The organism is Streptomyces hirsutus (assembly GCF_001418415.1).
Taxonomy (GTDB): domain Bacteria; phylum Actinomycetota; class Actinomycetes; order Streptomycetales; family Streptomycetaceae; genus Streptomyces; species Streptomyces hirsutus.
The window spans coordinates 13,101-36,734 of sequence record NZ_LIQT01000259.1 but is presented as its reverse complement, the minus strand read 5'-3'; the positions used below and the strand labels follow the sequence as shown (position 1 = coordinate 36,734).

Below are 23,634 nucleotides of genomic sequence, written 5' to 3'. Positions count from 1 at the left end.
GCGACAGCGACAGCGACAGCGGCGAACTCGGACTACGACTCGACGTACTACAAGAACGCGATCGGCAAGACGGGGACAGCCCTCAAGTCCTCGCTGCACACGATCATCAGCAGCCAGACGAAGCTGTCCTACTCGGCGGTCTGGGACGCGCTGAAGGCCACCGACCAGGACCCGAACAACAGCAACAACGTGATCCTGCTGTACTCGGGGGTCTCCCGCAGCAAGTCCCTCAACGGCGGGAACACCGGCAACTGGAACCGCGAGCATGTGTGGGCCAAGTCCCACGGCGACTTCGGCACCTCCACCGGCCCCGGCACCGACATCCACCACCTGCGCCCGACGGACGTCCAGGTCAACAGCGTCCGCGGCAACAAGGACTTCGACAACGGCGGCAGCGCCGTAGCGAACGGCGGCGGCAGCCTCACCGACTCCGACTCCTTCGAACCCCGCAACGCCGTCAAGGGCGACGTGGCCCGCATGATCCTCTACATGGCGGTCCGCTACGAGGGCGGCGACGGCTGGGCCGACCTGGAGCCCAACAACAACGTCAACAACGGCAGCAACCCGTACATGGGCAGGCTCTCCGTCCTGAAGGCGTGGAACGAGCAGGACCCGCCGGACGCCTTCGAGCAGCGCCGCAACCAGGTCATCCACGACTCCTACCAGCACAACCGCAACCCGTTCATCGACCACCCGGAGTGGGTCGAGGCGATCTGGTAGCCCGGTGACCTCCGTGGTGTCCGGCGACACCGTCCCGGGCGCCACGGGCGCGCCGCGTCCGCGCCGGCCCGGCCGTCATCAGCGATCGAGTGCTGCTCGGATCCGGCCGAGCCACTCCGTGCCCAGCTGGCGCCCGTCGGGAAGTTGGTCGTCTCGATCCCAGCGCCACGCCGTGACCATCGCCAGCACGAGGATCCGGCACTCGCGCAGCACGTCTTGATCGACGTCCGGATAGTGCTCACCGACTTCTTCGGGCGTATGGGCGAGGTCGAATTCGACGGGCCCACGGCAACACGTCTCAAGGTCGATGAACAGCAGCCCGTTCTCCGTGGTGAGCACGTTGCCCGGGTGCGGCTCGCCGTGCAGCAGTTGCTCGGCGCCGCCGCGCTCGCCGATCACTCGTCCCAGGCTTCGTAACGTGTCGCCGAGCAGTTCCCGGTCCGCGTCGGCGAGCGCCGGAGTGCGGTCGCGGTCCGCCACGAGCTGCCGGGCCCGCTCGACCCGGTCCGTGAAGTGCGGCGTCGGCACGTCGAGCTCGCACATGCCGGCGTGCAGCCGCCCGAGCGCACGGGCGTAGCCGGCCGGCGGGACCTCTCGGGACATCACGGGTTCGTAGTAGGTCCACAGCGTGATCACGAAGCCGTCACGCTCATGGACGCGTGGCTCCACCCGGGGCTCGAGAGCGGCCACCGGGCACCCGGACTCGGCGAGCCGCTGGGCGAGCTCGATCTCGAACCGCGCGACCTGCTGCGCCACGGGTGCCACCCGGGCCAGGACGTCGCACGGCAGCAGCCGCAGAGTGAGCTTGTTCGAGTCATGGAGAACGAGCGCGTCGTCGACGGTCAGACCAAGTGAGGAGGCGGTCGACATGGCCGCGGCCACCGCGCGCAGGACCTCTGACGCCTGCATCGTCGCCCGGCTCCTCTCTCTTGAGCGCTGCCCTGGCTCTTCGAGTGGTGCGGTGTGCGCACCCTACCGAGTCGCCGTTGGAGAGCCGCGCCGATTGTTTTCCGAGCACAGCCGGAACCGTACGTCCGTACACGGCGAGTCGCGAGCGGCCACTGCCGGGGGCGCCACCGTCAGGTCACCGCCGCGTAGCACCGGACGGCCACCTTCTGCTCCGGGCTCCACTGCTGTTCGACCGTGGCCAGGAGCTGCCAGCCGAGCCGCTCGTACAAGGCCGCCGCCGCGGTGTCGGAGGCCACCACGTCGAGCACCGGATGCAGGCCGCGGGCCTTCGATTCCGTGACGGCCCGCGCCATCAGCAGCGCGCCGATCCCGTGGCCGCGGGCCCACGGGGCGACGAACAGCCGGTTGACCACGGCGGTCGTGTCGGTGCCCGTCCCCGCACGAGCGCTCCACAGCCCGGGGGCCGCGTCTCCCGCGTCGCTCCGGGACAGGCCGATATGACCGGCGACACGGCCGTGCAGTTCCGCCACCCACGAGGCGACGAGCGAGGGCGGGGTGAGCCATGCCTCCGGGAGGGCGGGCCAGTTCACCGGATAGCCGTCGTGCTCGTGAACCTCCCTCAGTGCCCGCGCACAGTCACCGAGGTCGCGGTCGGTCCGCTGTCGGGTGGTCGGAGACCGGGTGGCCGGGGGCCTGTCCGCGCCGGACGCGCTCTCGCTCTTCACCGCTGCAGGGAAACACGGTCCGACCGCCCGCGACCAGTGGATTCCTCGGCAGGCGGCTTCCTCAGCAGGTTCCGGCCGTGGCGCGCCCGGCGTCCGTGCACACTGTCTCAGACCTTCGGCTGGGTGAAGCGGATGCGGTTGCCGAAGGGGTCGCGCAGGCCGCAGTCGATTCCGTACGGGCGCTCGGTGGGTTCCTCGGTGAACTCCACGCCCTTCTCCAGCAGCCTCTCGTAGGTCTTGCGGCAGTCGTCCGTGGTGAGGATGAACCACCCGCCCATGGCGCCCTTGGTCACCAGCTCGCGCACCTGCTCCGCCGTCTCCTCCGACATCGCCGGGGCGCCCGGCCTCTCCAGGAGGATCTGCCGCTCGGGATGACCGGGGACGCTGACGGTCAGCCAGCGCATGAAGCCCATGTCGATGTCCGCGGTGACCTCCAGACCGAGCTTGCCGACATAGAAGTCGAGGGCCTCGTCCTGGTCGAGGACGTACATCTGCGAGTGCGTGATGGCGTTGAACATGACGCTCACGCTATCCAGTCGGCGGGACGGAAACTTATCCGAAACTGCTCGGTTCCCGGCCACCGGACGCCTGCCGGAAGGTCAGGCACTCGGCCGGGTCCACGCCATGGTGAAGCACGTCGGCACGCCCACGGCCGTCGCCTCCTTGCGGTACGTGCGCGGTGACCGGCCGACGATGTCGCGGAACGTGCGGCTGAAGGTACCCGGGCTGTTGAAGCCGACCTCGAAGCCGATGCTCGTCACGCTGTGGTCGGTCTCCCGCAGCAGGAACATCGCCCGTTCCACCCGGCGACGCTGGAGGTAGCGGTGCGGTGTCTCACCGAACGTGGCCCGGAAGGTCCGCGCGAAGTGCGCCGGTGACACATGCGCGATACGAGCCAGGGCAGGGACGTCCATCGGCTGCGCGTAGTCGCGGTCCATCGCGTCCCGCGCCCGGAGCATGCGGCGGTTGGTCTCCTCGGCGGCGCGGCTCACGGCACCATCCCATCACGGCCCACCGCACCCGCACCATGCACGGGCCGGGGCCGAGGTGCAGGGCGAGTCATCCGGCGGTCGCGGTTCCTCGGCGGGGGCCTTCTGGATGGCGGGCTGGTCGTCGTTGATCACCGCCCTCCATAAGTGACCCACCCGTGCGAAAACCGTGAGCACATCCGCCCCCACTGTCCAGATGTCACTCATGTGAGCGCCTAAGGGACATTTCTCTGCCGACTGCTCACGGTTTTCGGCAAGGTAGCCGGCATGAGCCCGCACCTCAGGCACAGCCCCAACCTCCACGGCGCGGGGCAGGTGATCGGCACCGTACGCACTCTCCTGCGCGCGGAAGGCCTGAACGTGTCCCTGGCCGCCATCGCCCGGCACTGCGGCACCACCCGCAACTTCCTCTACCAGAACTGGAAATCCGTCACCGCGCTGCATCTGCACGCGCTACAGGCCGAGCTTGCGCACGCCTTCGCCACGGCGGACCGCGTCTGCCCGAGCGACGGCACGGTTCCGGGGATCACCGAGCACCTGACGGAGGTGGTCCGCACCGTTCGCCGTCACCCGGCCACGGCTGCCATCGCCCGGTCCTCCCCCAAGGAGTTCGCGGCGGCGCACACGGCGCTCGACGGACCGCTGGTGGGGATCGCGACGGACCGCATCAGTGATCTGCTCCATCCCCTCTGCCCGCACGGCGGAATCTGGGGCGACCGCGCACTGGCCTCCAGGCCGTGGAAGATCCTGTGGATCGCCCGCCCCGCAGCCCTCTGCCCCGAAGCCGTCGGCGACCGGCTCCGGGAGGACACCCTGGACAACGCCTTCACCGCATTGCTGAGCGACCTGCTGGAGCCCTGGGCCTCCGCAGAGGAACCCTGCCGGTGCTCCGGTGCGGTTTCGTGATCCCCCCGGCGAGCTGTGGCTGAGCACCGCAATCGGCCGGTGGGTGTTCAGGGACGCAGGTGGACCTGGTGATGTCACGATCAGCCGACGGCAGGGAGCTGCCGAGCGAAGCGGCGGACGGCATCGGTGAAGGCATACCGCACTGCTGCCGTCATCGCTCTCCCGAGGTGGTACCGCCCGGCCGACTCCGCCGACGCGGTCTCTCCCATGGTCGAGGAAGATGAGGGAAGGTGCTCCAGCGGCCGACTGGGGCGCTCAAGCACATGAGTTCCCCGCCGAAGAGAGGGCCGGTGCTTGGGCATGCAAGCACTCTGCCGCCGCCAGGAGCGGGCGAAGAACCATTCCTCCGGCGCCGGTCGGGAGTTTGCTCTCGACCGGCTGCCACGTGATCGGCCGGGAAGTCCTAGCCGTCGACCTCGTACCGGCCGACCTCGAGGAAGTGACGCAGCGCTTCCGGGGTGTACTCCTCCAGTGCCGCGATCGCCGCCGCGCGCAGAGCGTCGCTGATGCCGGGGTCGGCGAGGATCCTGAAGACGGCGACGGAGTCGTCCTCGAACTGGGCGAGGCGGTAACCGGTCTCGAGCCAGGCGCGCCTCTCCTCCGCGGTGCCGTGGTCGAGAAGCTCGTGGATCTCCTGGGTCACACGCTGGCCGCTGTCGGGGTCGGCGAGGATCCTGAAGAGGGCGACGGAGTCGTCCTCGGCCTGGGCGAGGGGGTGACCGGTCTCGAGCCAGGCGCGCATTTCCTCCGCGGTGCCGTGGTCGAGGAGCTGGTTGGCCTCCCGGGTCACCCGCTGGCCGCTGTCGGGGTCGGCGAGGATGCGGAGGATCGCGAGGCGCAGGTCGTGGATGTCCATCCCCTCGTAGGGGGAGCCCGTGTCCGACGCAGCGGCGACGGCGGTCGGCGACGGCACGGGGGCGGCGAAGGACGGAGTGGAGAGCAGCAGGGCCGGAGCGAGGGCGCCGGCGGCCACGGCGAGGGGCACGCGGGTCAGTCTCACGGAGTCAACCACCTGGTGTCGTAGTCGCGGAGTACGGCGGAGGCATCGTCCCAAGGGGAGGCGGAGAGGATCACTGCCCGGATCAGGCAGCCTTCACAGGTTCCTCGTTGCCAACGGCCCGCCCCCCTCACGAGGAACATCACGCTCTCCACCGGCAGAGGTCTTCGCACGGATTCTCGACTGTCCGCACGATCGGTCCGCGTGCGTCGGGGCGGACATCCGCAGGAGGACCGGAAGGGCGCGCTCGGCCGGCAGTCGCCGCGTCCGGCACCGGCCTGACCGGGAAGGCTGTGGCCCCGGAGAACATATCGCTCACCGGATCGTCTCCGCAGCCGAGCAAGTGGTCGGCATTCTGCGGGCATCGGACGATCGGCCCCCGAGTGAGACGAGTCGATCCGGTGGCCCACCCTTTCCCGTGGTGCTCGGCGACACCACTTCGAGCACCACGGGACACGAGACCCCAAGCACCACGGGCGCACCACACCTTCCCTGGTTGATCGGCGTCTTGGCCCGGGACTACCGGGCGCGGGCCACGAAGGGGCGGGAGAGGACGGTGACGGTGACGGAGAGGGCGGCCAGGGCGGTGATCGTGGGGCCGGGACCCAGGTACAGGGCGACGCCGCCGGCGAGCGCGGCGCCGATCCCCTGCCAGGTCATCCGGCCGGCGGACTCCACGCCCTGGACCTGGCCGCGGACCGGGTCCGGGGTCAGCGCGAGAAGCTGTTCCTGGAGCGGCAGGGTGGCGGCGAACCCGGCACCGGCCACGAACACCGCGACCGCCGCCACCGGGGTAGGCGGGCTCGCGGCGAACAGCAGGTACGGCACAGCCAGTAACAGCCGCAGGGCGAACGCGCAGCGGCGCCGCCGGTCGGCGGTGAACAGTCGGCCGACGGTCAGGTCTCCGAGGAGCATGCCGGCCGAGCCGGCGGCCAGGAGGACGCCGGCGTGCTCCGGGTCGTAGGAGATGAACAGCGCCTCGCAGCCGACGATCAGGCCGTTGGGAACCCACAGGTTCAGCAGCAGCGCACGCCTGCCGGGGTGGGAGAAGAGCTCGGCGTTGGTCGCCCAGGTCCGGCGCAGTCCGGGGCGGGCGCCGGAGCGGGCGCCGGGGCGGCCCGGATCGGCCGGGCGGGTCGAGTACTCCCGGGCGGTCGTCGCCACGGCGACCAGCCCGAGTCCGGTCAGGACGGCGGCGACGACGAAGACGTCGTGCGGGCTCAGGCGGCGGAGCAGGACCGCGCCGACGGCGAAGCCGAGGACGGCCGTGCCGCCCGAGGTGATGTTCATCAGCGACCGGGCGAGCGCGTACGCGGAGGCCGGCACGACTTCGGCGAGCAGCCCCATCCGCGCTCCGGTGCCGAGGGACTGGAAGAACCCCAGGACCAGGAGGAGCCCGAACCGGGCGGCCAGGGGCAGCCCCGGAATCGCCTGCGCGGCCACGCCCGCCAGGGAGACGCACTGGAGCGTGACCAGGATGCGGCGAGGGCGTTTCCCATCCGCGACCGACATCAGGGTCAGTGCGCCGAGCACGGTCGCGAACGTGGCGCCGTACATGCTCACGGCCGTCAGGAACGGGGACCCGGTCCGGTCGTTGACCAGCGTACCGAGCGCGAAGCCCGACAGGGTGCTCGCGGCGACCGTCAGCGTGAGGCCGGCGTACAGGCCGGCGAACTCACGGTTGCGGAGCAGAGCGCGGTAGCCGGTGGCGGGAGGCGCGGTGGGTGGAGAAGCGGACTCGGAAGCGTTGTCGGAAGCAGACGCGGAAGGGGGCGCGGAGACGTCGTCGGAAGGCATGAAAAAAGCCTCCGGATGTGCCCGCTGGGCGCCGGAGGCCAACTCGTACAGTCTAACAGGGGGTTCGGCCGCAGGCCGTTCAGTCCAGGTGCGTCGGTGCGAACATCCGCAGGACCGCGGGAAGGACGACCACGGACGGGCCCGGGGTGGTCAGGGCCGCCGCCAGGTCGCGTTCCAGCGTCTCGGGGGTGGTGCGCACCCCGGGGACGCCGAAGGATTCCGCCAGGGCCACGAAGTCCGGGCCGGGCAGGTCGGTGGCCGCGGGCTCGCCGTAGGCGTCGGTCATGTACTGGCGCAGGATGCCGTAGCCGCCGTCGTCGACGATCAGCCAGGTGACGTCGAGAGCGTACTGGCGGGCCGTGGCCAGTTCGGCGACGGAGTACAGGGCGCCGCCGTCCCCGGAGACCGCGAGGACCGGGCGGGTGGGGTCGGCGACCGCCGCGCCGAGGGCGGCCGGGAGAGCGTAGCCGAGGCCTCCGGCGCCCTGGGCGGAGTGCAGGTGGTTGGGTCCCTTGGCGTCGAAGGCGGACCAGGCCCAGTAGGCCAGGATCGTCATGTCCCAGAAGGACGGCGCGTCGTCGGGCAGGGCGCGGCGGACGGACGCCAGCACCTCCTGTTCCAGGGTGAGGTCCTGGGACGCGATGCGTTCGGCGACCTTCGACAACAGCGTGCGGACGCGCTCCGGCGCCGTCGCGTCCTCGCGCGGCTCCACCGTCTCCAGCAGGGCCTGGAGCGCGAGGCGCGCGTCCGCGTGGATGCCGAGTGCCGGGTGGTTGGACTCCAGCTTGCCGAGGTCGGCCTCGACCTGGACGATCCGGCCGCGCGGCGTGAACGTGTGGTAGTTCGAGGAGAGTTCGCCCAGTCCTGAGCCCACGACCAGGAGCACGTCGGCGTCCTCCAGGAAGTCCGTCGTGTGGCGGTCCTCCAGCCAGGACCGCAACGACAGCGGATGCGTCCAGGGGAAGGCCCCCTTGCCGCCGGGGGTGGTGACGACCGGCGCCCGGAGGCGTTCGGCGAGCTTGCGGAGTTTGCCCGAGGCGTCGGAACGGATCACTCCCCCGCCCGCGATGATCGCGGGGCGCTCCGCGTGCGTCAGCCAGTGGGCGGCGAGCGCGGTCAGTTCGGGGCGCGGGGGCAGTTCGTCGGGGGTGGCGTCCATGGCCGTCACGACCGGCAGGGCCGTCGAGGCGTCCAGCACGTCCTGCGGGATCTCCACCCACACGGGGCCGTGCGGCACCGTCAGCGCCGACTGCCAGGCCGCCGTGATCGCCGACGGGATCTGGGAGGCGGTGCGCACGGTGTGGACGGACTTGACCACGCCCCGGAACGAGGCCGCCTGGTCGGGCAGTTCGTGCAGGTAGCCGCGCCGGCCGCCGCCCAGCCCGGCGGCCGGCACCTGGCTGCCGATCGCCAGCACGGGGGCGGACGCGGCGGCGGCCTCCTGGAGCGCGGGCAGCGCGGTCAGCGCGCCCGGCCCGGTCGACAGCAGCAGCGGGGCCGCCTCGCCGGTGACGCGGCCGTACGCGTCCGCCGCGAACCCGGCGTTGTTCTCCACCCGCAGGCCGACGTACCTGAGGTCCGAGCGGCGCAGGGCGTCGAACACGCCGAGCGCGTGCTGGCCGGGCAGCCCGAAGACGGTGGTCGCGCCGAGGCCGGCCAGGGTTTCCACGACCAGGTCTCCGCCGGTGCGGCCGGGGGGAGGATCGAGCGCGGCCTCCGTCTGTGCGGCGGTCGGGCGGAGCACCAGGTCGTGGTCGTGGGTCACTTGCCCTCGTTCTCCTTACGGGCCGCCGCGATCTGGCGGGACATGATCGTGGTCAGCTCGTACGCCGTGTGGGAGGCGGCTATCGAGGTGATCTCCGCGTGATCGTACGCGGGGGCCACCTCGACGAGGTCCGCCGAGACCAGATTGCAGGAGGCCAGCCCGCGCAGGATCTCGAGGAGTTCGCGGGAGGTCAGACCGCCGGCCTCGGGGGTTCCGGTGCCGGGGGCGTGCGCCGGGTCCAGGCAGTCGATGTCGATGGAGATGTACAGCGGGCGGTCGCCGATGCGCTGCCGCAGCTGGTCGGCGACCTCGTCGGCGCCCCGGCGGTAGACGTCCGCCGAGGTGACGATGCCGAAGCCCATCTTCTCGTCGTCGGTGAGGTCCTGCCGGCCGTAGAGCGGGCCGCGGATGCCGACGTGGGAGAGGGCGGAGGTGTCGAGGATGCCCTCCTCCACGGCCCGGCGGAACGGGGTGCCGTGCGTGTACTCGGCGCCGAAGTAGGTGTCCCAGGTGTCCAGGTGGGCGTCGAAGTGGAGCAGCGCGACCGGGCCGTGCTTCTTGGCGACCGAGCGGAGCAGCGGCAGGGCGATGGTGTGGTCGCCGCCGAGGGTCATCAGGCGGGCGCCGGTGCCGAGCAGGTCGTCGGCGGCGGCCTCGACCGTCTCGACGGCCTCTTCGATGTTGAACGGGTTGACGGCGATGTCGCCGCCGTCCGCGACCTGGGCGAGGGCGAAGGGGGAGGCGTCCTGCGCGGGGTTGTAGGGGCGCAGCAGCCGGGACGCCTCACGGATGGCGTTGCCGCCGAAGCGGGCGCCCGGCCGGTAGGAGACGCCCGAGTCGAACGGCACGCCCACCACGGCGATGTCGGTGCGGCCGACCTCGTCGAGCCGGGGCAGCCGGGCGAAGGTCGCGGGGCCCGCGTACCGGGGGACGCGGGAGGAGTCGACGGGCCCGCGGGGCGTCTCGTTGCTGCTCATGGGTACTGCCTTCTTTCCTACGCTTCGTCGCGTATGCACTGCCTGCCGCATGACTTTACTGGCGCCGGGAACCTGATCCGGTCGCACTGTCGGCGACGTTAGGTGGCCGGAAAGCGGCTGCAAAGTGTACGTTTCATCCACTTCGAACGATGGATATGGAGGAAACGTCCACCATGCCGGATCCTACGGTTCCCCCCACACCTCCGGTGCCCCTGGACGCGCTCCTGGCACGGGAGGACCTGGGCCTGCGCCGGGTCGCCGGTCCCTCGGACCCCGGCGTCGTCGTGCGCTGGGCGCACACCTCGGAGATGGCCGACCCGTACCCGTACCTGCTCGGCGGTGAGCTGCTGCTGTCGGCGGGCGTACACATCCCGGACGGGGCGGGCCCGGGGTACTTCGACGCCTACGTGTCCCGGATCGTGGCGGCGGGCGGCGCGGCGCTCGGTTTCGGCCTGGCTCCGGTGCACGACACCGTGCCCCGGGCGCTGGTCGCGGCCTGCGATCTGCAGGGGCTGCCGCTCCTGGAGGTGCCGCCGCGGACCACGTTCTCCGGGGTGGCCCGCGCGGTGTGGCAGCTGATGGCGCAGGCCCGGCTGGCGGAGCTGCGCCGCGTGACGGAGGCCCACCGCGGTCTCGCCTCCGCCGCCGCCCGCCCGGACCCGGTCCCCTCGGTCCTGCACCGCCTCTCTCGGCACCTGGACGGCCGGGCGGTCCTCTTCGGCCCGGAGGGCACGGAGATCGCCGCCGCGGGCCGCGCCCTGGGCGAGGAGGCCGACACGGCCCTGGCGAAACTGGCCGAGGTGGTGCGCCCGGCGGGCCCGGACGAGCACCGGCCGGACCCGATCGGCGGAACGGGTCCCGGGGCGGTCCCCGGGACCGCGGGTCCGGCGTCCCCGGCCGGGCAGGCGCGGTCCCGGCCTTCGCCCGCCTCCGCCACGGACACGGTCGCCGAGGTCCGGCTGGCCGCCTACGCGCTCGGGGCCGGGCACGGGTTCGTGCTGGGTGTCGCGGCCCCGTCGCGGGACTCCGGGGACCACACCATCGCGTCCGTGGCCGCGGTGCTGCTCTCCCTGCTGACCGGTGAGCAGCAGAGCGGTACCGGCGCGGCCCGTTCCGCCGCGCTCGTACGGCTGCTGCTGGGGAGCGGGCCGGAGGCGGTGGCGCCGTTGCTCGGCGGTGAACGGTGGCGGGTCGTGCACGCGCGCCAGGCCGTACGGCCCTCGGAGGCACGGTCCGCACAGGAGCGGTCCCCGGACGCCCTGGCGGCCTCCGCGCTCGGTGCGGCGCTCGGGTCCGCGCTGGTGGATCCGGCGGGCGGGATCGTGCGGGTGCTCGTGCCGGCCGGACGGGAGCCGGAGGCGCAGCCGGGCTGGACCCTGGGGGTCAGCGCCGCCGTCGCCCCGTACGACTGGCCCACGGCCGACACCCAGGCGGCCCGCGCGCTGGCCCGCGCCCGTGCCACCCGGGTCCCGCTCGTCGTGCACGGCGCCCGCCCCGCGCTGGACGACCTGGTCCCCGCGGCGGACGCCCGGGCCCACGCCCGCATGCTGCTCGCCCCGTTGGCGGGCACGCCCGCGCTCACCGACACCCTGCGCACCTGGCTGTCCCTGCACGGCAGTTGGGACCGCACCGCGGTGGCCCTGTCCGTGCACCGCAACACCGTGCGGCAGCGGATCGCCCGGTGCGCGGCCCTGCTGGACGCCGACCTGGACGACCCGGACGTCCGCATGAACCTGTGGTTCGCCCTGCGCCACGCCTAGGGCCGGCCGCCCGGCCTCGGAAGCGGCCGCTCTGAGTACGCGTACGGAGGCCGTCCGAGTACGTGACGCACGTCCCAGGGGGCGGCACCCCAGGGACGCCCGCCCCGGCCTGCTCCACAATGGGGGGCATGCCGATATCCGGGACCCCCAGCCGCGCCGAACTCCTCGTCCACCTCGCCGCCACGCGCATCGCCGGCGATGTCGCCACCCCGCGCGAGAACAATCTCTCCCATTACCGCAAGCTGGCGAACGGCGACCGCCACTACTGGCTCGGCCTGGAGCTCGGCGACCGCTGGAGCGACGAGCAGGACGTGCTCGCGGTGATGGCGGAGCGGGCCGGGGTCAGCGACGACGCCGAGCACCGGTACGGCCAGGACACCATCGATCCCGAGCTGACCGTGGCCGCCCTGGAACGGATGGCGGGGCGGCTGCGGAAGGCGGCGGACGGGCAGCAGCGGGTGCTGCTGGCCACCGGTCACCCCGGCGGCCTGCTCGACGTGCACCGCGCCACGGCCGCCGCGCTGCGCGCCGCCGGCTGCGAGATCGTGGTGATCCCGGACGGGCTGGCCACGGACGAGGGCTACGTGATGCAGTTCGCGGACGTGGCGGTGCTGGAGCACGGGGCCACGCTGTGGCACACCCACTCCGGTGAGCCGATGAAGGCCATTCTCACCGCCCTGGAGCGCGAGGGCCGCCCGCTGCCCGACCTGGTGGTCGCCGACCACGGCTGGGCGGGTTACGCGGGGCAGCACGGCGTCGACTCCGTCGGCTACGCGGACTGCAACGACCCGGCGCTGTTCCTGGCCGAGGCGGAGGGCACCGTCCAGGTGACGGTCCCCCTCGACGACCACGTGGTCAGCCCCCGCCACTACGACCCGATGACGGCGTACCTGCTGGCGGAGGCGGGACTGGACCAGGGCGCCCGGTAGGAGGGCCGTCAGGACGGCCGTGAGGACTCCTCGCGCGGGACGCGCACCAGGCCCTCCTGGATGACCGAGACCGCGAGGCGGCCGTCCTGGGTGTAGATGCGGGCCTGGCCGAGGCCCCGGCCGCCGTACGTGGACGGGGACTGCTGGTCGTACAGCAGCCACTCGTCGGCGCGGAACGGGCGGTGGAACCACATGGCGTGGTCGAGGGAGGCCCCGACCACGTCCCCCACCGCCCAGCCGCCGCGGCCGTGCGCGAGCAGCACCGAGTCCAGCAGCGTCATGTCGGAGACGTAGGTGGCGAGGACGACGTGCAGCAGGGGGTCGTCAGCGAGCTTGCCGTTGGTGCGGAACCACACCTGGGAGTGGGGTTCGCGGGGCTCGCCGAAGCGGCCGTAGGGCGGTTCGTCGACGTAGCGCAGGTCCACGGCCCGGCGGGCCTCCAGGAAGCGCTCGACGACGGCGGGGGCGAGGTGCCGGTAGTCGCGCAGCCGTGCCTGGGAGGTGGGCAGCGTGTCCGGGGCGGGCGCGGACGGCATCGGCTCCTGGTGCTCCAGGCCCTCCTCGTACGTCTGGAATGACGCCGAGAGGTGGAAGATCGGCTTGCCGTGCTGGACCGCGACGACCCGCCGGGTGGTGAAGGAGCGGCCGTCACGGATCCGGTCGACGGTGTAGACAATGGGCGCGCCGGCGTCGCCGGGGCGCAGGAAGTACGCGTGCAGGGAGTGGGCGGGCCGGTCCGCGGGGACGGTCCGCCCGGCGGCGACCAGCGCCTGCGCGGCGACCTGCCCGCCGAAGACGCGGGGGACGACGGCGAAGCGGGACTGGCCGCGGAAGATGTTCTCCTCGATCTGCTCGAGGTCGAGCAGATCGAGGAGTTCCTGGAGTGCCTGGCTCATGGGGTCAGTTGTACCGGTGCTTGTAGAGGCCAGGGATGTCGGACGTCTTACAGGCCCATGTCCTTGGCGATGATCGTCTTCATGATCTCGCTGGTGCCGCCGTAGATGCGGTTGACGCGGTTGTCCGCGTACAGGCGGGCGATCGGGTACTCGTTCATGTAGCCGTAGCCGCCGTGCAGCTGGAGGCAGCGGTCGATGACGCGGTGCGCGACCTCGGTGCAGAACAGCTTGGCGGAGGCGGCCTCGGCGGGGGTGAGTTCGCCCGCGTCCAGGGCCTCGGTGGCGCGGTCGGCGACGGCCTGGGCGGCGTCCACCTCGGCCTGGCAGGCGGCCAGCTCGAACTTGGTGTTCTGGAAGTGGGCGACCGGCTTGCCGAAGACGGTGCGCTCCTGCACGTACTGCTTGGCGAACCGGACGGCGGCGGCGGCCTGGGCGTAGGCGCCGTAGGCGATGCCCCAGCGCTCGGAGGCCAGGTTGTGGCCGAGGTAGGAGAAGCCCTTGTTCTCCTCGCCGAGGAGGTCCTCGACGGGGACCTTGACGTCGACGAACGCCAGCTCGGCGGTGTCGGAGGTCTTCAGGCCGAGCTTGTCGAGCTTGCGGCCGACGGAGTAGCCCTCGGACTTGGTGTCGACGGCGAACAGGGAGATGCCGTGGCGGCGGTCCTCCGCGGTCGGGGCGGCGGTGCGGGCGCAGACGATCACCTTGTCGGCGTGGACGCCGCCGGTGATGAAGGTCTTGGCGCCGTTGAGGACGTAGTGGGTGCCGTCCTCGCTGAGCTTGGCGGTGGTCTTCATGCCCGCGAGGTCGGAGCCGGTGCCCGGCTCGGTCATCGCGATGGCCCACATCTCCTCGCCGGTGGCGAACTTGGGGAGGTAGCGCTTCTTCTGCTCGTCGGTCGCGAGCATCCTGAGGTACGGCAGGGCGAGCAGCACGTGCACGCCGGAGCCGCCGAACTGCACGCCGGCGCGCGCGGTCTCCTCGTAGAGGACGGCCTCGAACTTGTGGGTGTCCATGCCCGCGCCGCCGAACTCCTCGGGCACGCTGATCCCGAAGATGCCCAGCTCACCGAGCTTGTAGTAGAAGTCGCGGGGCGCCTGGCCCGCCGCGAACCACTCGTCGTAGACCGGGACGACCTCGGCCTCGATGAAGTCGCGGATGGTCTCCCGGAAAGCCTCGTGGTCCTCGTTGAACACCGTACGGCGCACGCCGCCGCCCTCCTCCGCGCCTGGTCCGGCGCCACTGTCGCGTTCCTGGTCGCCCGACGTCGGGGGTGCCCCACAACCCGGCCGCCCCGCATGCCTAAGCGCTTGCTCAGAAACCCAACCGTACCGGCGAGTAGCCAAAGCCGTCCAGACCATGACCCCCGTAACGCTCGTCACGTGCGCCGGGGCCGGGGCGGGCCCTGGAGAGTGAGCCCGAGGCCGGGCCGGGAGATCCGGCCGGGGCTCGGTCCGGCCGGGGCTCGGTCCGGCCGGGGCTCGGTCCGGCCGGGGCTCGGTCCGGCCAGGTCTCGGCCCGACCGGATCCCGGTCCGACCAGGTCTCGGCCCGACCGGATCCCGGTCCGACCGGATCCCGGCTTCAGTCCGAGCCCGCGGCGGCGAAGGCGCCGCGGGCCATCCGGTGCAGGAGTGCCGCCGTCGTGGCGCGGCCGGGCAGGGAGCCGGGCAGGGAGCCGGGCCGGGCGAGGTGCGGGGTGGAGTTGAGCAGCCCGAACACGGAGTGCACGGCCGAGCGGGCGGCGGGCTCGGCCAGGTCCGGGTACAGCGCGCGCACCACCCCGACCCACAGCTCGACGTACTGCCGCTGCAACTGCCGCACCAGCTTGCGGTCGCTGTCCCGGAGGCGGTCCAGCTCACGGTCGTGCAGGGTGATGAGGGGCCGGTCGTCGAGCGCGAAGTCGATGTGGCCCTCGAGCAGCGAGTCCAGGACCACTTCGGGAGCCGCCCCGTCGACCTCCTTCAGACGCTGTTTCGCGCCGGTGAGCAGCTGGCCGCTGATCCCCACCAGCAGTTCTGCGAGCATCGCGTCCTTGCCCGGGAAGTGCCGGTACAGGCCGGGTCCGCTGATGCCGACCGCGGCGCCTATCTCGTCGACCCCGACTCCGTGGAAACCGCGCTCGGCGAACAGCCGCGCGGCCTCCTTGAGGATCTGCTCGCGGCGGGTCGGGGCGTCGGTTCTGGTGGCCATGAAAACAATTCTAGACAGCGGGGTTAGCGGTCGTTAACCTGAAGGAAATCCGTTAACGGTCATTAACCAGTCGAGGGGACCGGCAGATGGACGAGGCACCGGAACTTCGCAGCGCGGCCGATCCCGCGTCGGAGTCCTTTCGGGCCAACGAGGAGGCGCACCGCGCGCTCGTCGAGGAACTGCGCGCCAAGCTGGCGGCGGCCGCGCTCGGCGGCGGCGAGCGGGCTCGGGCCCGGCACACCGCACGGGGGAAACTGCTGCCGCGCGAGCGCGTGGACACCCTCCTCGACCCCGGTTCGCCCTTCCTGGAGCTGGCCCCGCTGGCGGCCGACGGGATGTACGAGGGGCAGGCCCCGGCGGCCGGGGTGATCGCCGGGATCGGGCGGGTCGCCGGGCGCGCGTGCGTGGTCGTCGCCAACGACGCGACCGTCAAGGGCGGCACGTACTACCCGATGACGGTGAAGAAGCACCTGCGCGCGCAGGAGGTGGCCCTGGACAACCGGCTGCCCTGTGTCTACCTGGTGGACTCCGGCGGGGCCTTCCTGCCGATGCAGGACGAGGTGTTCCCCGACCGGGACCACTTCGGGCGGATCTTCTACAACCAGGCCCGGATGTCCGGCGCCGGCATCCCGCAGATCGCGGCCGTGCTGGGCTCGTGCACGGCGGGCGGGGCGTACGTCCCGGCGATGAGCGACGAGGCGGTGATCGTCCGCGGTCAGGGCACGATCTTCCTCGGCGGCCCGCCCCTGGTGAAGGCGGCCACCGGCGAGGTGGTCACGGCGGAGGAGCTGGGCGGCGGCGAGGTGCACGCGCGGGTCTCCGGCGTCACCGACCATCTCGCCGAGGACGACGCGCACGCGCTCAGGATCGTGCGCGACATCGTCTCGACCCTCCCGGCGCGCGGTCCGCTCCCCTGGGGAGTCGAGCAGGCCGTGGAGCCCAAGGTCGACCCGCTGTCGCTGTACGGCGCGGTCCCGGTCGACTCCCGTACGCCGTACGACGTGCGGGAGGTCATCGCGCGCGTGGTGGACGGGTCGCGTTTCGCCGAGTTCAAGGCGGAGTTCGGGCAGACCCTGGTGACCGGCTTCGCCCGGATCCACGGCCACCCGGTGGGGATCGTCGCCAACAACGGCATCCTGTTCTCCGAGTCGGCCCAGAAGGGCGCCCACTTCATCGAGCTGTGCGACCAGCGCGGCATCCCGCTGGTGTTCCTGCAGAACATCTCCGGCTTCATGGTCGGCAAGGACTACGAGGCCGGCGGCATCGCCAAGCACGGCGCCAAGATGGTGACGGCGGTGGCGTGCACGCGGGTGCCGAAGCTGACGGTGGTGGTCGGCGGTTCGTACGGCGCGGGCAACTACTCGATGTGCGGCAGGGCGTACTCGCCCCGCTTCCTGTGGATGTGGCCGGGCGCCAAGATCTCGGTCATGGGCGGCGAACAGGCCGCCTCGGTGCTGGCGACGGTCAAACGCGACCAGTTGGAGGCGCGCGGGGAGAGCTGGCCGGCCGAGGACGAGGACGCCTTCAAGGCGCCGGTCCGCGCGCAGTACGAGCGGCAGGGCAACGCCTACTACGCGACGGCCCGCCTGTGGGACGACGGTGTGATCGACCCGCTGGAGACCCGGCAGGTCCTGGGCCTGGCCCTGACCGCGTGCGCCAACGCGCCACTGGGCGACCCCCAGTTCGGCGTCTTCCGGATGTGAGGGGACCGAGGACCATGGCAGCTCAGATGTTCGAGACGGTGCTGGTGGCGAACCGGGGCGAGATCGCCGTCCGGGTCATCCGCACCCTGCGGTCGATGGGCGTGCGCTCGGTGGCCGTCTTCTCCGACGCGGACGCCGACGCCCGGCACGTCCGCGAGGCCGACACGGCGGTCCGGATCGGACCGGCACCGGCCGCGGAGAGCTATCTGTCGGTGGAGCGGCTGCTGGAGGCCGCCGCCCGCACCGGCGCGCAGGCGGTCCACCCCGGCTACGGCTTCCTCGCCGAGAACGCCGGGTTCGCGCGGGCGTGCGCCGAGGCGGGACTGGTGTTCGTCGGGCCCCCGCCGGACGCGATCGCGCTGATGGGCGACAAGATCCGCGCGAAGGAGACGGTGCGGGCGGCCGGGGTCCCGGTCGTGCCCGGCTCCAGCGGCAGCGGACTGACGGACGACCAGCTCGCCGACGCGGCCCGTGAGATCGGCGTGCCGGTGCTGCTGAAGCCGTCCGCGGGCGGCGGCGGCAAGGGCATGCGGCTGGTGTGGGACCCGGAGCGGCTGGCCGAGGAGATCGCCGCCGCACGGCGCGAGGCCCGCGCCTCCTTCGGGGACGACACGCTGCTCGTCGAGCGGTGGATCGACCGCCCCCGGCACATCGAGATCCAGGTGCTGGCCGACGGCCACGGGGGCGTCGTCCACCTCGGCGAACGCGAGTGCTCCCTCCAGCGCCGCCACCAGAAGATCATCGAGGAGGCGCCCAGCGTCCTGCTGGACGGGGCGACCCGGGCCGCGATGGGCGAGGCGGCGGTCCAGGCGGCCCGCTCGTGCGGCTACCGGGGCGCGGGCACGGTGGAGTTCATCGTGCCGGGCGGCGACCCCTCGTCGTACTACTTCATGGAGATGAACACCCGCCTCCAGGTGGAGCACCCGGTCACCGAGCTGATCACCGGCCTCGACCTGGTGGAGTGGCAGCTGCGGGCCGCGGCGGGCGAGCGGCTCGGCTTCGCGCAGGAGGACGTCCGGCTCACCGGCCACGCGGTCGAGGCCCGGATCTGCGCCGAGGACCCCTCACGGGGCTTCCTCCCCTCCGGCGGCACGGTGCTGAGGCTGCGCGAGCCGCGGGGCGAGGGCGTGCGCACCGACTCCGGGCTCAGCGAGGGCACGGAGGTCGGCAGCCTCTACGACCCGATGCTGTCCAAGGTGATCGCGTACGGCCCCGACCGCGCGAGTGCGCTGCGCAGGCTCCGGGCGGCGCTCGCGGAGACGGTCACGCTGGGCGTGCCGACCAACGCCGGGTTCCTGCGGCGGCTGCTCGCGCACCCGGCGGTGGTGAGCGGCGACCTGGACACGGGACTGGTGGAGCGCGAGGCGGACGGCCTGGTCGCCGCCGGCGTGCCGGAGGAGGTGTACGAGGCGGCGGCCGCGGTACGGCTGGACGCGCTGCGCCCGCGCGGCGACGGCTGGACGGACCCGTTCTCGGTGCCGAGCGGCTGGCGCCTGGGGGGTACGCCGAAGCCGGTCGCGTTCCACCTGCGGGTCACCGACCCGGTGAAGCACACCCCGCGCGGCTCCCACACCGTCACCGAGGACCGGGTGTCGGTGACGCTGGACGGTGTCCGGCACACCTTCCACCGCGCCGCCGACTGGCTCGGCCGCGACGGCGACGCCTGGCACGTGCGGGACCACGATCCGGTCGCCGCGTCCCTGACCGGCGCGGGCCGGGCGGGCGCCGACTCGCTGACCGCGCCGATGCCCGGCACGGTGACGGTGGTGAAGGCCGCCGTCGGCGACGAGGTGGCGGCCGGCCAGAGCCTGCTGGTGGTGGAGGCGATGAAGATGGAGCACGTCATCTCCGCCCCGCACGCCGGCACGGTCACCGAACTCGACGTGGCCCCGGGCACGACGGTCGCCATGGACCAGGTGCTGGCCGTGATCGCGCCCGCGGCCACGGAGGAGGGGACGGCATGAACGCCTCGGAACTGGGCCTGCCCATGGCCGTACCGGCCGAAGGGCTGCCCGCGCGCGTGCGGATCCACGAGGTGGGGGCGCGCGACGGCCTGCAGAACGAGAAGGCCGTCGTTCCGGTGGAGGTGAAGGCGGAGTTCATCCGCCGCCTGGCCGCGGCGGGCCTGACCACCATCGAGGCGACGAGCTTCGTCCATCCCCGGTGGGTCCCCCAACTGGCGGACGCCGAACAGTTGTTTCCGCAGGTGAGCGACCTGCCGGTCGAGCTGCCGGTGCTGGTGCCCAACGCACGGGGCCTGGAGCGCGCACTGGCCCTCGGCGCCCGCCGGGTCGCGGTGTTCGCCAGCGCCACGGAGTCCTTCGCCCAGGCCAACCTCAACCGCACGGTGGACGAGGCACTGGCCATGTTCGAGCCGGTGGTGGCCCGTGCGAAGGCCGAGGACGTCCATGTCCGCGGCTATCTCTCGATGTGCTTCGGCGACCCGTGGGAGGGCGCGGTCCCCCTCGCCCGGGTGGTCGGCGTGTGCCGGGCCCTGCTGGACATGGGCTGCGACGAGCTGAGCCTGGGCGACACGATCGGGGTGGCGACCCCGGGCCACGTGAGCGCCCTGCTCGACGCGCTGACGGACGCCGGCGTACCGGTGTCCGCCCTGGGCGTGCACTTCCACGACACCTACGGCCAGGCCCTGTCCAACACGCTGACCGCGCTCCGGCACGGTGTCACCACGGTCGACGCGTCCGCGGGCGGCCTGGGCGGCTGCCCGTACGCGAAGTCCGCCACCGGCAACCTCGCCACCGAGGACCTCGTGTGGATGCTGCGCGGACTCGGCATCGACACCGGAGCAGACCTCGGCCTCCTCGTCGCCACCAGCACGTGGATGGCCGGACAACTGGGCCGACCCAGCCCGTCCCGCACCGTCCGAGCCCTCTCCCACCAGGAGCAGTGAACGACCATGGACCACAAGCTCTCCCCCGAACTGGAAGAACTCCGCCGTACGGTCGAGGAGTTCGCGCACGACGTCGTGGCGCCGAAGATCGGCGACTTCTACGAGCGGCACGAGTTCCCGTACGAGATCGTCCGCGAGATGGGCCGCATGGGGCTGTTCGGCCTGCCGTTCCCGGAGGAGTACGGCGGGATGGGCGGCGACTACTTCGCGCTGGGCGTGGCCCTGGAGGAACTGGCCCGGGTGGACTCGTCGGTGGCCATCACCCTGGAGGCCGGGGTCTCGCTGGGCGCGATGCCGGTCCACCTCTTCGGCACGGAGGAACAGAAGCGCGAGTGGCTGCCCCGGCTCTGCGCGGGCGAGATCCTGGGCGCGTTCGGGCTGACCGAGCCGGACGGCGGCAGTGACGCGGGCGCGACCCGCACCACGGCCCGGCTGGACGAGGCGACGAACGAATGGGTGATCAACGGCACGAAGTGCTTCATCACCAACTCGGGCACGGACATCACGGGCCTGGTCACGGTGACGGCGGTGACCGGGCGGAAGCCGGACGGCGGGCCGCTGATCTCGGCGATCATCGTCCCGTCGGGCACCCCGGGGTTCACGGTGGCGGCCCCGTACTCGAAGGTCGGCTGGAACGCGTCGGACACGCGGGAGCTGTCCTTCTCGGACGTGCGGGTTCCGGCGGTGAACCTGCTGGGCGAACAGGGCCGGGGCTACGCCCAGTTCCTGCGCATCCTCGACGAGGGACGCATCGCCATCGCGGCGCTGGGCACGGGTCTCGCGCAGGGCTGTGTGGACGAGTCGGTGAAGTACGCCAAGGAACGGCATGCCTTCGGGCGGCCGATCGGCGCCAACCAGGCCATCCAGTTCAAGATCGCGGACATGGAGATGAAGGCCCACACCTCCCGCCTGGCGTGGCGGGACGCGGCGAGCCGCCTGGTGGCCGGGGAGCCGTTCAAGAAGGAGGCGGCGCTGGCCAAGCTGTACTCGTCCACGGTCGCGGTGGACAACGCCCGTGACGCCACCCAGATCCACGGCGGCTACGGCTTCATGAACGAGTATCCGGTGGCCCGCATGTGGCGCGACTCCAAGATCCTGGAGATCGGCGAGGGCACGAGCGAGGTCCAGCGCATGCTGATCGCCCGCGAGTTGGGGCTGCCGGCGGGTTGACGGCCCGGGTGGCGGGCAGGGTGGGCCGGCGACCCCGGCCCGCCCGCCGCCTCACCCGTCGAACAGCAAGGACAGGACCACCAGCACCGCCATCGGCACCGGGACGAGTCCCGCGCTCGTCACCCAGTAGCGCCCCGGCCGGGTGCACGACGCCGGGCGGACCAGCAGGTTCAGCGGGATCCACAGGGCGAGGAAGGCCGCCCACACCGGAACCAGGAGCATCACCCAGGGGAGCATGCCGTCGTTGTCCGTGGGCTCCCTGGAGGTGAGGCCCAGCCCGGCCAGGGGGTAGTCCGCCGCGAACATCATCGACAGCCACAGCGGCACCACGGCCACGACCCCGAGGATCAGGTTGACGGCCAGTGGAGCGCCCCATCGTCTAAGCGGTCGCATGTCCCACATCCCCTTGCCCATAAGGGAATCACCCTAGGGACGGGCGTCGCCCCTGTTCCGGGCGGGGAGGAACTTCGGGCCCGCTCTGGACATATCGTGAGGTTAGGCTACCCTAAGCCCTGCCTCGGGTCCGAGGCGCCGCAAGCCCGCATCCCACGGCTCCGTACGCACGAAAGCAGACCCGCCCATGTCGAACGCCAGAACCGCCCGCTTCTCCCGTCGCGGCATCCTCGCCGCCGGTGGCGCCCTCGGACTCGGTGCCGTGCTCGCGGCCTGCGGGGACGGCGACGCCAAGAACGGCGGCTCGGACTCGTCGGCGGCCGCCGAGGCGTCCGGTCCCTGGTCCTTCAAGGACGACCGCGGCACGACGGTGAAGCTGGACAAGGTCCCCGCGAACATCGTCGCCTTCACCGGCGCCGCCGCCGCCCTCCACGACTACGGCGTCCAGGTCAAGGGCGTCTTCGGCCCGACGAAGACCAAGGACGGCAAGGCCGACGTCCAGGCCGGCGACATGGACGTCAGCAAGGTGACCGTCCTCGGCAACGTCTGGGACCAGTTCAACGTCGAGAAGTACGCGACCCTCGCCCCCGAGCTCCTCGTCTCCACCACGTTCGACGACGCCGGCACCCTCTGGTACGTCCCCGAGGCGTCCAAGGACAAGATCGCCAAGCTCGCCCCGAGCGTCGCCGTGTCCGTCTACGACCGGCAGCTGACCGCGTCGCTGGAGCGCATGTGGGAGCTGGCCGAGTCGCTGGGCGGCGACATGAAGGCCGCCAAGGTCACCGACGCGAAGAAGCGCTTCGAGGAGGCCTCCGAGCGGCTGCGCAAGGCCGCCAAGGCCAACCCCGACATCAAGGTGATGGCCGGTTCCGCGAGCCCGGAGCTGTTCTACGTCTCCGGCACCAACCTCTCGGTCGACCTGGAGTACTACAAGGCTCTCGGCGTGAACTTCGTCGAGCCGACCGAGAAGGCCAAGGAGCCCACCGGCGGCTGGTTCGAGAGCCTGAGCTGGGAGAACGTCGACAAGCACCGGGCCGACCTCATCATCATGGACGACCGCACCTCGGCCACGCAGCCCGCCGACATCACCGAGGCGACCTGGAAGAAGCTGCCGGCGGTCAAGGCCGGTCAGGTCATCGGCCGTTCCGCCGAACCGATCCTGTCCTACGACAAGTGCGTCCCGCAGATCGAGGCGCTCGCCGAGGCCATCGAGAAGGCCAAGAAGGTCAGCTGACCCCTCCCCCGTCGCCGGAGCCGTGCGTGACCTCTGCCGTAGCCGCCCCGTTCCGCTCCTCCTCCCTCCAGGTCGCCGGAACGAGGCGGCTCGGTCCGTCCCCGGCCCGGTTCGCCTCCACCGGGGCCGCCCCGCACGCGGTCCGGCCCGACGGGCCGGACCGGTCCCTGACGCCGTTCCTGCCGCACCCGGGGCGGCACGAGCCGGTCGTGCCGGTCCCGCCTCCCGCCGGGCCGCCCGCGCCGCCGCCGACGCCGACGACCGGGTGCCGCCGCTCGGGCCGGCGATCACCGGCAACCGGGCGATCCGTCACCGGCCGCTCCAGGACACGGACCTCGTCCCGCTCCGGACCCCCGGCACCCGGCTCCCGCCGGCCGAGCGGCCGCACGTGTGACGGCCGTATGTGTGGCTCTCGGGCGAGTCCGGCTGCGTGAAGCAGCCGCGGCGGCACTTCGTGGGCGAGTGCGGTCTCGACCACCGCCGCGTCACCTTCATGGGGCACCGACGCCGCGACCTGACGAGGGATCAACTACGCGAACAGCGTTGACGGAGACTCCACTTGAGCCCGTTTCACACCTCGCAAGGGAGTGAGGACGGTCACGGCGGCAGCAGGAATAAAACGCGACCGCTTAGGTTAGGCTCACCTAAGTAAAAAACGGGCCGCACC

Annotated in this window: 22 protein-coding genes; 10 read left to right on the top strand and 12 right to left on the bottom strand. The window is 72.1% G+C overall.

Going from position 1 to position 23,634, the window contains the following annotated elements:
* A partial coding sequence (locus tag AOK11_RS19910; protein ID WP_055595071.1) for an endonuclease I family protein occupies positions 1–720 on the top strand: 720 nt, incomplete at its 5' end.
* 78 nt (positions 721–798) lie between these two features.
* Here the strand turns inward: AOK11_RS19910 and AOK11_RS19905 are convergent.
* The 4 genes from AOK11_RS19905 to AOK11_RS19890 form a co-directional block, all read right to left on the bottom strand.
* Positions 799–1,629 carry a phosphotransferase enzyme family protein gene (locus AOK11_RS19905; RefSeq protein WP_055595070.1) on the bottom strand — a complete coding sequence of 277 codons (831 nt, stop codon included), beginning with the start codon at positions 1,627–1,629 and terminating at the stop codon, positions 799–801.
* Between the two features lie 170 nt (positions 1,630–1,799).
* On the bottom strand, positions 1,800–2,354 hold the full coding sequence (locus AOK11_RS19900) for a GNAT family N-acetyltransferase (RefSeq protein WP_055595069.1): 555 nt from the start codon (positions 2,352–2,354) through the stop codon (positions 1,800–1,802).
* 107 nt (positions 2,355–2,461) lie between these two features.
* Positions 2,462–2,872 (bottom strand): VOC family protein, encoded by a 411-nt coding sequence (locus tag AOK11_RS19895; protein ID WP_055595068.1) that lies wholly within the window; start codon positions 2,870–2,872, stop codon positions 2,462–2,464.
* Positions 2,873–2,953: 81 nt separating this feature from the next.
* Positions 2,954–3,346 (bottom strand): helix-turn-helix domain-containing protein, encoded by a 393-nt coding sequence (locus tag AOK11_RS19890; protein ID WP_206188888.1) that lies wholly within the window; start codon positions 3,344–3,346, stop codon positions 2,954–2,956.
* Positions 3,347–3,610: 264 nt separating this feature from the next.
* On the opposite strand from AOK11_RS19890, the gene AOK11_RS19885 reads away from it, so the two are divergent.
* Positions 3,611–4,249, top strand: a complete 639-nt coding sequence (locus AOK11_RS19885) for a TetR/AcrR family transcriptional regulator (RefSeq protein WP_055595067.1) — start codon at positions 3,611–3,613, stop codon at positions 4,247–4,249.
* A 403-nt stretch (positions 4,250–4,652) separates the two neighbouring features.
* Here the strand turns inward: AOK11_RS19885 and AOK11_RS19880 are convergent, their stop codons facing one another.
* From AOK11_RS19880 to speB, 4 genes are all read right to left on the bottom strand, one after another.
* A complete protein-coding gene (locus tag AOK11_RS19880) occupies positions 4,653–5,249 on the bottom strand; it encodes an ALF repeat-containing protein (RefSeq protein WP_055595066.1) in 597 nt (198 codons plus the stop codon).
* A gap of 516 nt (positions 5,250–5,765) precedes the next feature.
* Positions 5,766–7,043 (bottom strand): MFS transporter, encoded by a 1,278-nt coding sequence (locus AOK11_RS19875; protein ID WP_055595065.1) that lies wholly within the window; start codon positions 7,041–7,043, stop codon positions 5,766–5,768.
* A 79-nt stretch (positions 7,044–7,122) separates the two neighbouring features.
* Positions 7,123–8,808: a thiamine pyrophosphate-binding protein gene (locus AOK11_RS19870; protein ID WP_055595064.1), complete on the bottom strand. Its 1,686-nt coding sequence runs from the start codon at positions 8,806–8,808 to the stop codon at positions 7,123–7,125.
* On the bottom strand, positions 8,805–9,785 hold the full coding sequence (speB, locus tag AOK11_RS19865) for an agmatinase (protein ID WP_055595063.1): 981 nt from the start codon (positions 9,783–9,785) through the stop codon (positions 8,805–8,807). Before speB ends, AOK11_RS19870 begins: the two co-directional genes overlap by 4 nt.
* Before the next feature lie 173 nt (positions 9,786–9,958).
* Here speB and AOK11_RS19860 point away from each other — a divergent pair, with 173 nt between their 5' ends.
* Both AOK11_RS19860 and AOK11_RS19855 read left to right on the top strand, forming a co-directional pair.
* Positions 9,959–11,545, top strand: coding sequence for a PucR family transcriptional regulator (locus tag AOK11_RS19860; RefSeq protein WP_206188887.1), 1,587 nt, complete (start codon positions 9,959–9,961; stop codon positions 11,543–11,545).
* Positions 11,546–11,673: 128 nt separating this feature from the next.
* A complete protein-coding gene (locus AOK11_RS19855) occupies positions 11,674–12,474 on the top strand; it encodes a phosphatase (protein ID WP_055595061.1) in 801 nt (266 codons plus the stop codon).
* Between the two features lie 8 nt (positions 12,475–12,482).
* Here AOK11_RS19855 and tesB read toward each other — a convergent pair whose 3' ends face one another.
* From tesB to AOK11_RS19840, 3 genes are all read right to left on the bottom strand, one after another.
* Positions 12,483–13,370, bottom strand: coding sequence for an acyl-CoA thioesterase II (gene tesB / locus AOK11_RS19850; RefSeq protein WP_055595060.1), 888 nt, complete (start codon positions 13,368–13,370; stop codon positions 12,483–12,485).
* A 47-nt stretch (positions 13,371–13,417) separates the two neighbouring features.
* A complete protein-coding gene (locus tag AOK11_RS19845) occupies positions 13,418–14,575 on the bottom strand; it encodes an acyl-CoA dehydrogenase family protein (RefSeq protein ID WP_055595059.1) in 1,158 nt (385 codons plus the stop codon).
* Positions 14,576–14,950: 375 nt separating this feature from the next.
* A complete protein-coding gene (locus AOK11_RS19840; protein WP_055595058.1) occupies positions 14,951–15,559 on the bottom strand; it encodes an SACE_7040 family transcriptional regulator in 609 nt (202 codons plus the stop codon).
* 86 nt (positions 15,560–15,645) lie between these two features.
* Here AOK11_RS19840 and AOK11_RS19835 point away from each other — a divergent pair, with 86 nt between their 5' ends.
* From AOK11_RS19835 to AOK11_RS19820, 4 genes are read left to right on the top strand one after another with little or no spacing between them, the layout of a single operon-like run.
* Positions 15,646–17,262, top strand: a complete 1,617-nt coding sequence (locus AOK11_RS19835) for a carboxyl transferase domain-containing protein (protein WP_055595057.1) — start codon at positions 15,646–15,648, stop codon at positions 17,260–17,262.
* Between the two features lie 26 nt (positions 17,263–17,288).
* Positions 17,289–19,226, top strand: a complete 1,938-nt coding sequence (locus AOK11_RS19830) for an acetyl/propionyl/methylcrotonyl-CoA carboxylase subunit alpha (RefSeq protein WP_055595056.1) — start codon at positions 17,289–17,291, stop codon at positions 19,224–19,226.
* Positions 19,223–20,170: a hydroxymethylglutaryl-CoA lyase gene (locus AOK11_RS19825; RefSeq protein WP_055595055.1), complete on the top strand. Its 948-nt coding sequence runs from the start codon at positions 19,223–19,225 to the stop codon at positions 20,168–20,170. Before AOK11_RS19830 ends, AOK11_RS19825 begins: the two co-directional genes overlap by 4 nt.
* 6 nt (positions 20,171–20,176) lie before the next feature.
* Positions 20,177–21,340, top strand: coding sequence for an acyl-CoA dehydrogenase family protein (locus AOK11_RS19820; protein ID WP_055595054.1), 1,164 nt, complete (start codon positions 20,177–20,179; stop codon positions 21,338–21,340).
* A 51-nt stretch (positions 21,341–21,391) separates the two neighbouring features.
* Here the strand turns inward: AOK11_RS19820 and AOK11_RS19815 are convergent, their stop codons facing one another.
* Positions 21,392–21,733: a hypothetical protein gene (locus AOK11_RS19815; protein ID WP_063793497.1), complete on the bottom strand. Its 342-nt coding sequence runs from the start codon at positions 21,731–21,733 to the stop codon at positions 21,392–21,394.
* Between the two features lie 187 nt (positions 21,734–21,920).
* Between AOK11_RS19815 and AOK11_RS19810 the strand changes: the two genes are divergently transcribed.
* Positions 21,921–22,967, top strand: coding sequence for an ABC transporter substrate-binding protein (locus AOK11_RS19810; RefSeq protein ID WP_055595052.1), 1,047 nt, complete (start codon positions 21,921–21,923; stop codon positions 22,965–22,967).
* Between the two features lie 403 nt (positions 22,968–23,370).
* A complete protein-coding gene (locus AOK11_RS46795) occupies positions 23,371–23,514 on the top strand; it encodes a hypothetical protein (protein ID WP_420903000.1) in 144 nt (47 codons plus the stop codon).
* Positions 23,515–23,634 lie beyond the last annotated feature (120 nt).

Bases quoted from the DNA above. Each gene is read 5' to 3' on its own strand.
- AOK11_RS19855 (WP_055595061.1), top strand. From the start codon at position 11,674: ATGCCGATATCCGGGACCCCCAGCCGCGCCGAACTCCTCGTCCACCTC.
- AOK11_RS19815 (WP_063793497.1), bottom strand. From the start codon at position 21,733: ATGCGACCGCTTAGACGATGGGGCGCTCCACTGGCCGTCAACCTGATC.
- AOK11_RS19860 (WP_206188887.1), top strand. From the start codon at position 9,959: ATGCCGGATCCTACGGTTCCCCCCACACCTCCGGTGCCCCTGGACGCG.
- AOK11_RS19830 (WP_055595056.1), top strand. From the start codon at position 17,289: ATGTTCGAGACGGTGCTGGTGGCGAACCGGGGCGAGATCGCCGTCCGG.
- AOK11_RS19820 (WP_055595054.1), top strand. From the start codon at position 20,177: ATGGACCACAAGCTCTCCCCCGAACTGGAAGAACTCCGCCGTACGGTC.
- AOK11_RS19885 (WP_055595067.1), top strand. From the start codon at position 3,611: ATGAGCCCGCACCTCAGGCACAGCCCCAACCTCCACGGCGCGGGGCAG.
- speB (WP_055595063.1), bottom strand. From the start codon at position 9,785: ATGAGCAGCAACGAGACGCCCCGCGGGCCCGTCGACTCCTCCCGCGTC.
- AOK11_RS19810 (WP_055595052.1), top strand. From the start codon at position 21,921: ATGTCGAACGCCAGAACCGCCCGCTTCTCCCGTCGCGGCATCCTCGCC.
- AOK11_RS19905 (WP_055595070.1), bottom strand. From the start codon at position 1,629: ATGCAGGCGTCAGAGGTCCTGCGCGCGGTGGCCGCGGCCATGTCGACC.
- tesB (WP_055595060.1), bottom strand. From the start codon at position 13,370: ATGAGCCAGGCACTCCAGGAACTCCTCGATCTGCTCGACCTCGAGCAG.
- AOK11_RS19895 (WP_055595068.1), bottom strand. From the start codon at position 2,872: ATGTTCAACGCCATCACGCACTCGCAGATGTACGTCCTCGACCAGGAC.
- AOK11_RS19835 (WP_055595057.1), top strand. From the start codon at position 15,646: ATGGACGAGGCACCGGAACTTCGCAGCGCGGCCGATCCCGCGTCGGAG.
- AOK11_RS19840 (WP_055595058.1), bottom strand. From the start codon at position 15,559: ATGGCCACCAGAACCGACGCCCCGACCCGCCGCGAGCAGATCCTCAAG.
- AOK11_RS19825 (WP_055595055.1), top strand. From the start codon at position 19,223: ATGAACGCCTCGGAACTGGGCCTGCCCATGGCCGTACCGGCCGAAGGG.
- AOK11_RS19875 (WP_055595065.1), bottom strand. From the start codon at position 7,043: ATGCCTTCCGACGACGTCTCCGCGCCCCCTTCCGCGTCTGCTTCCGAC.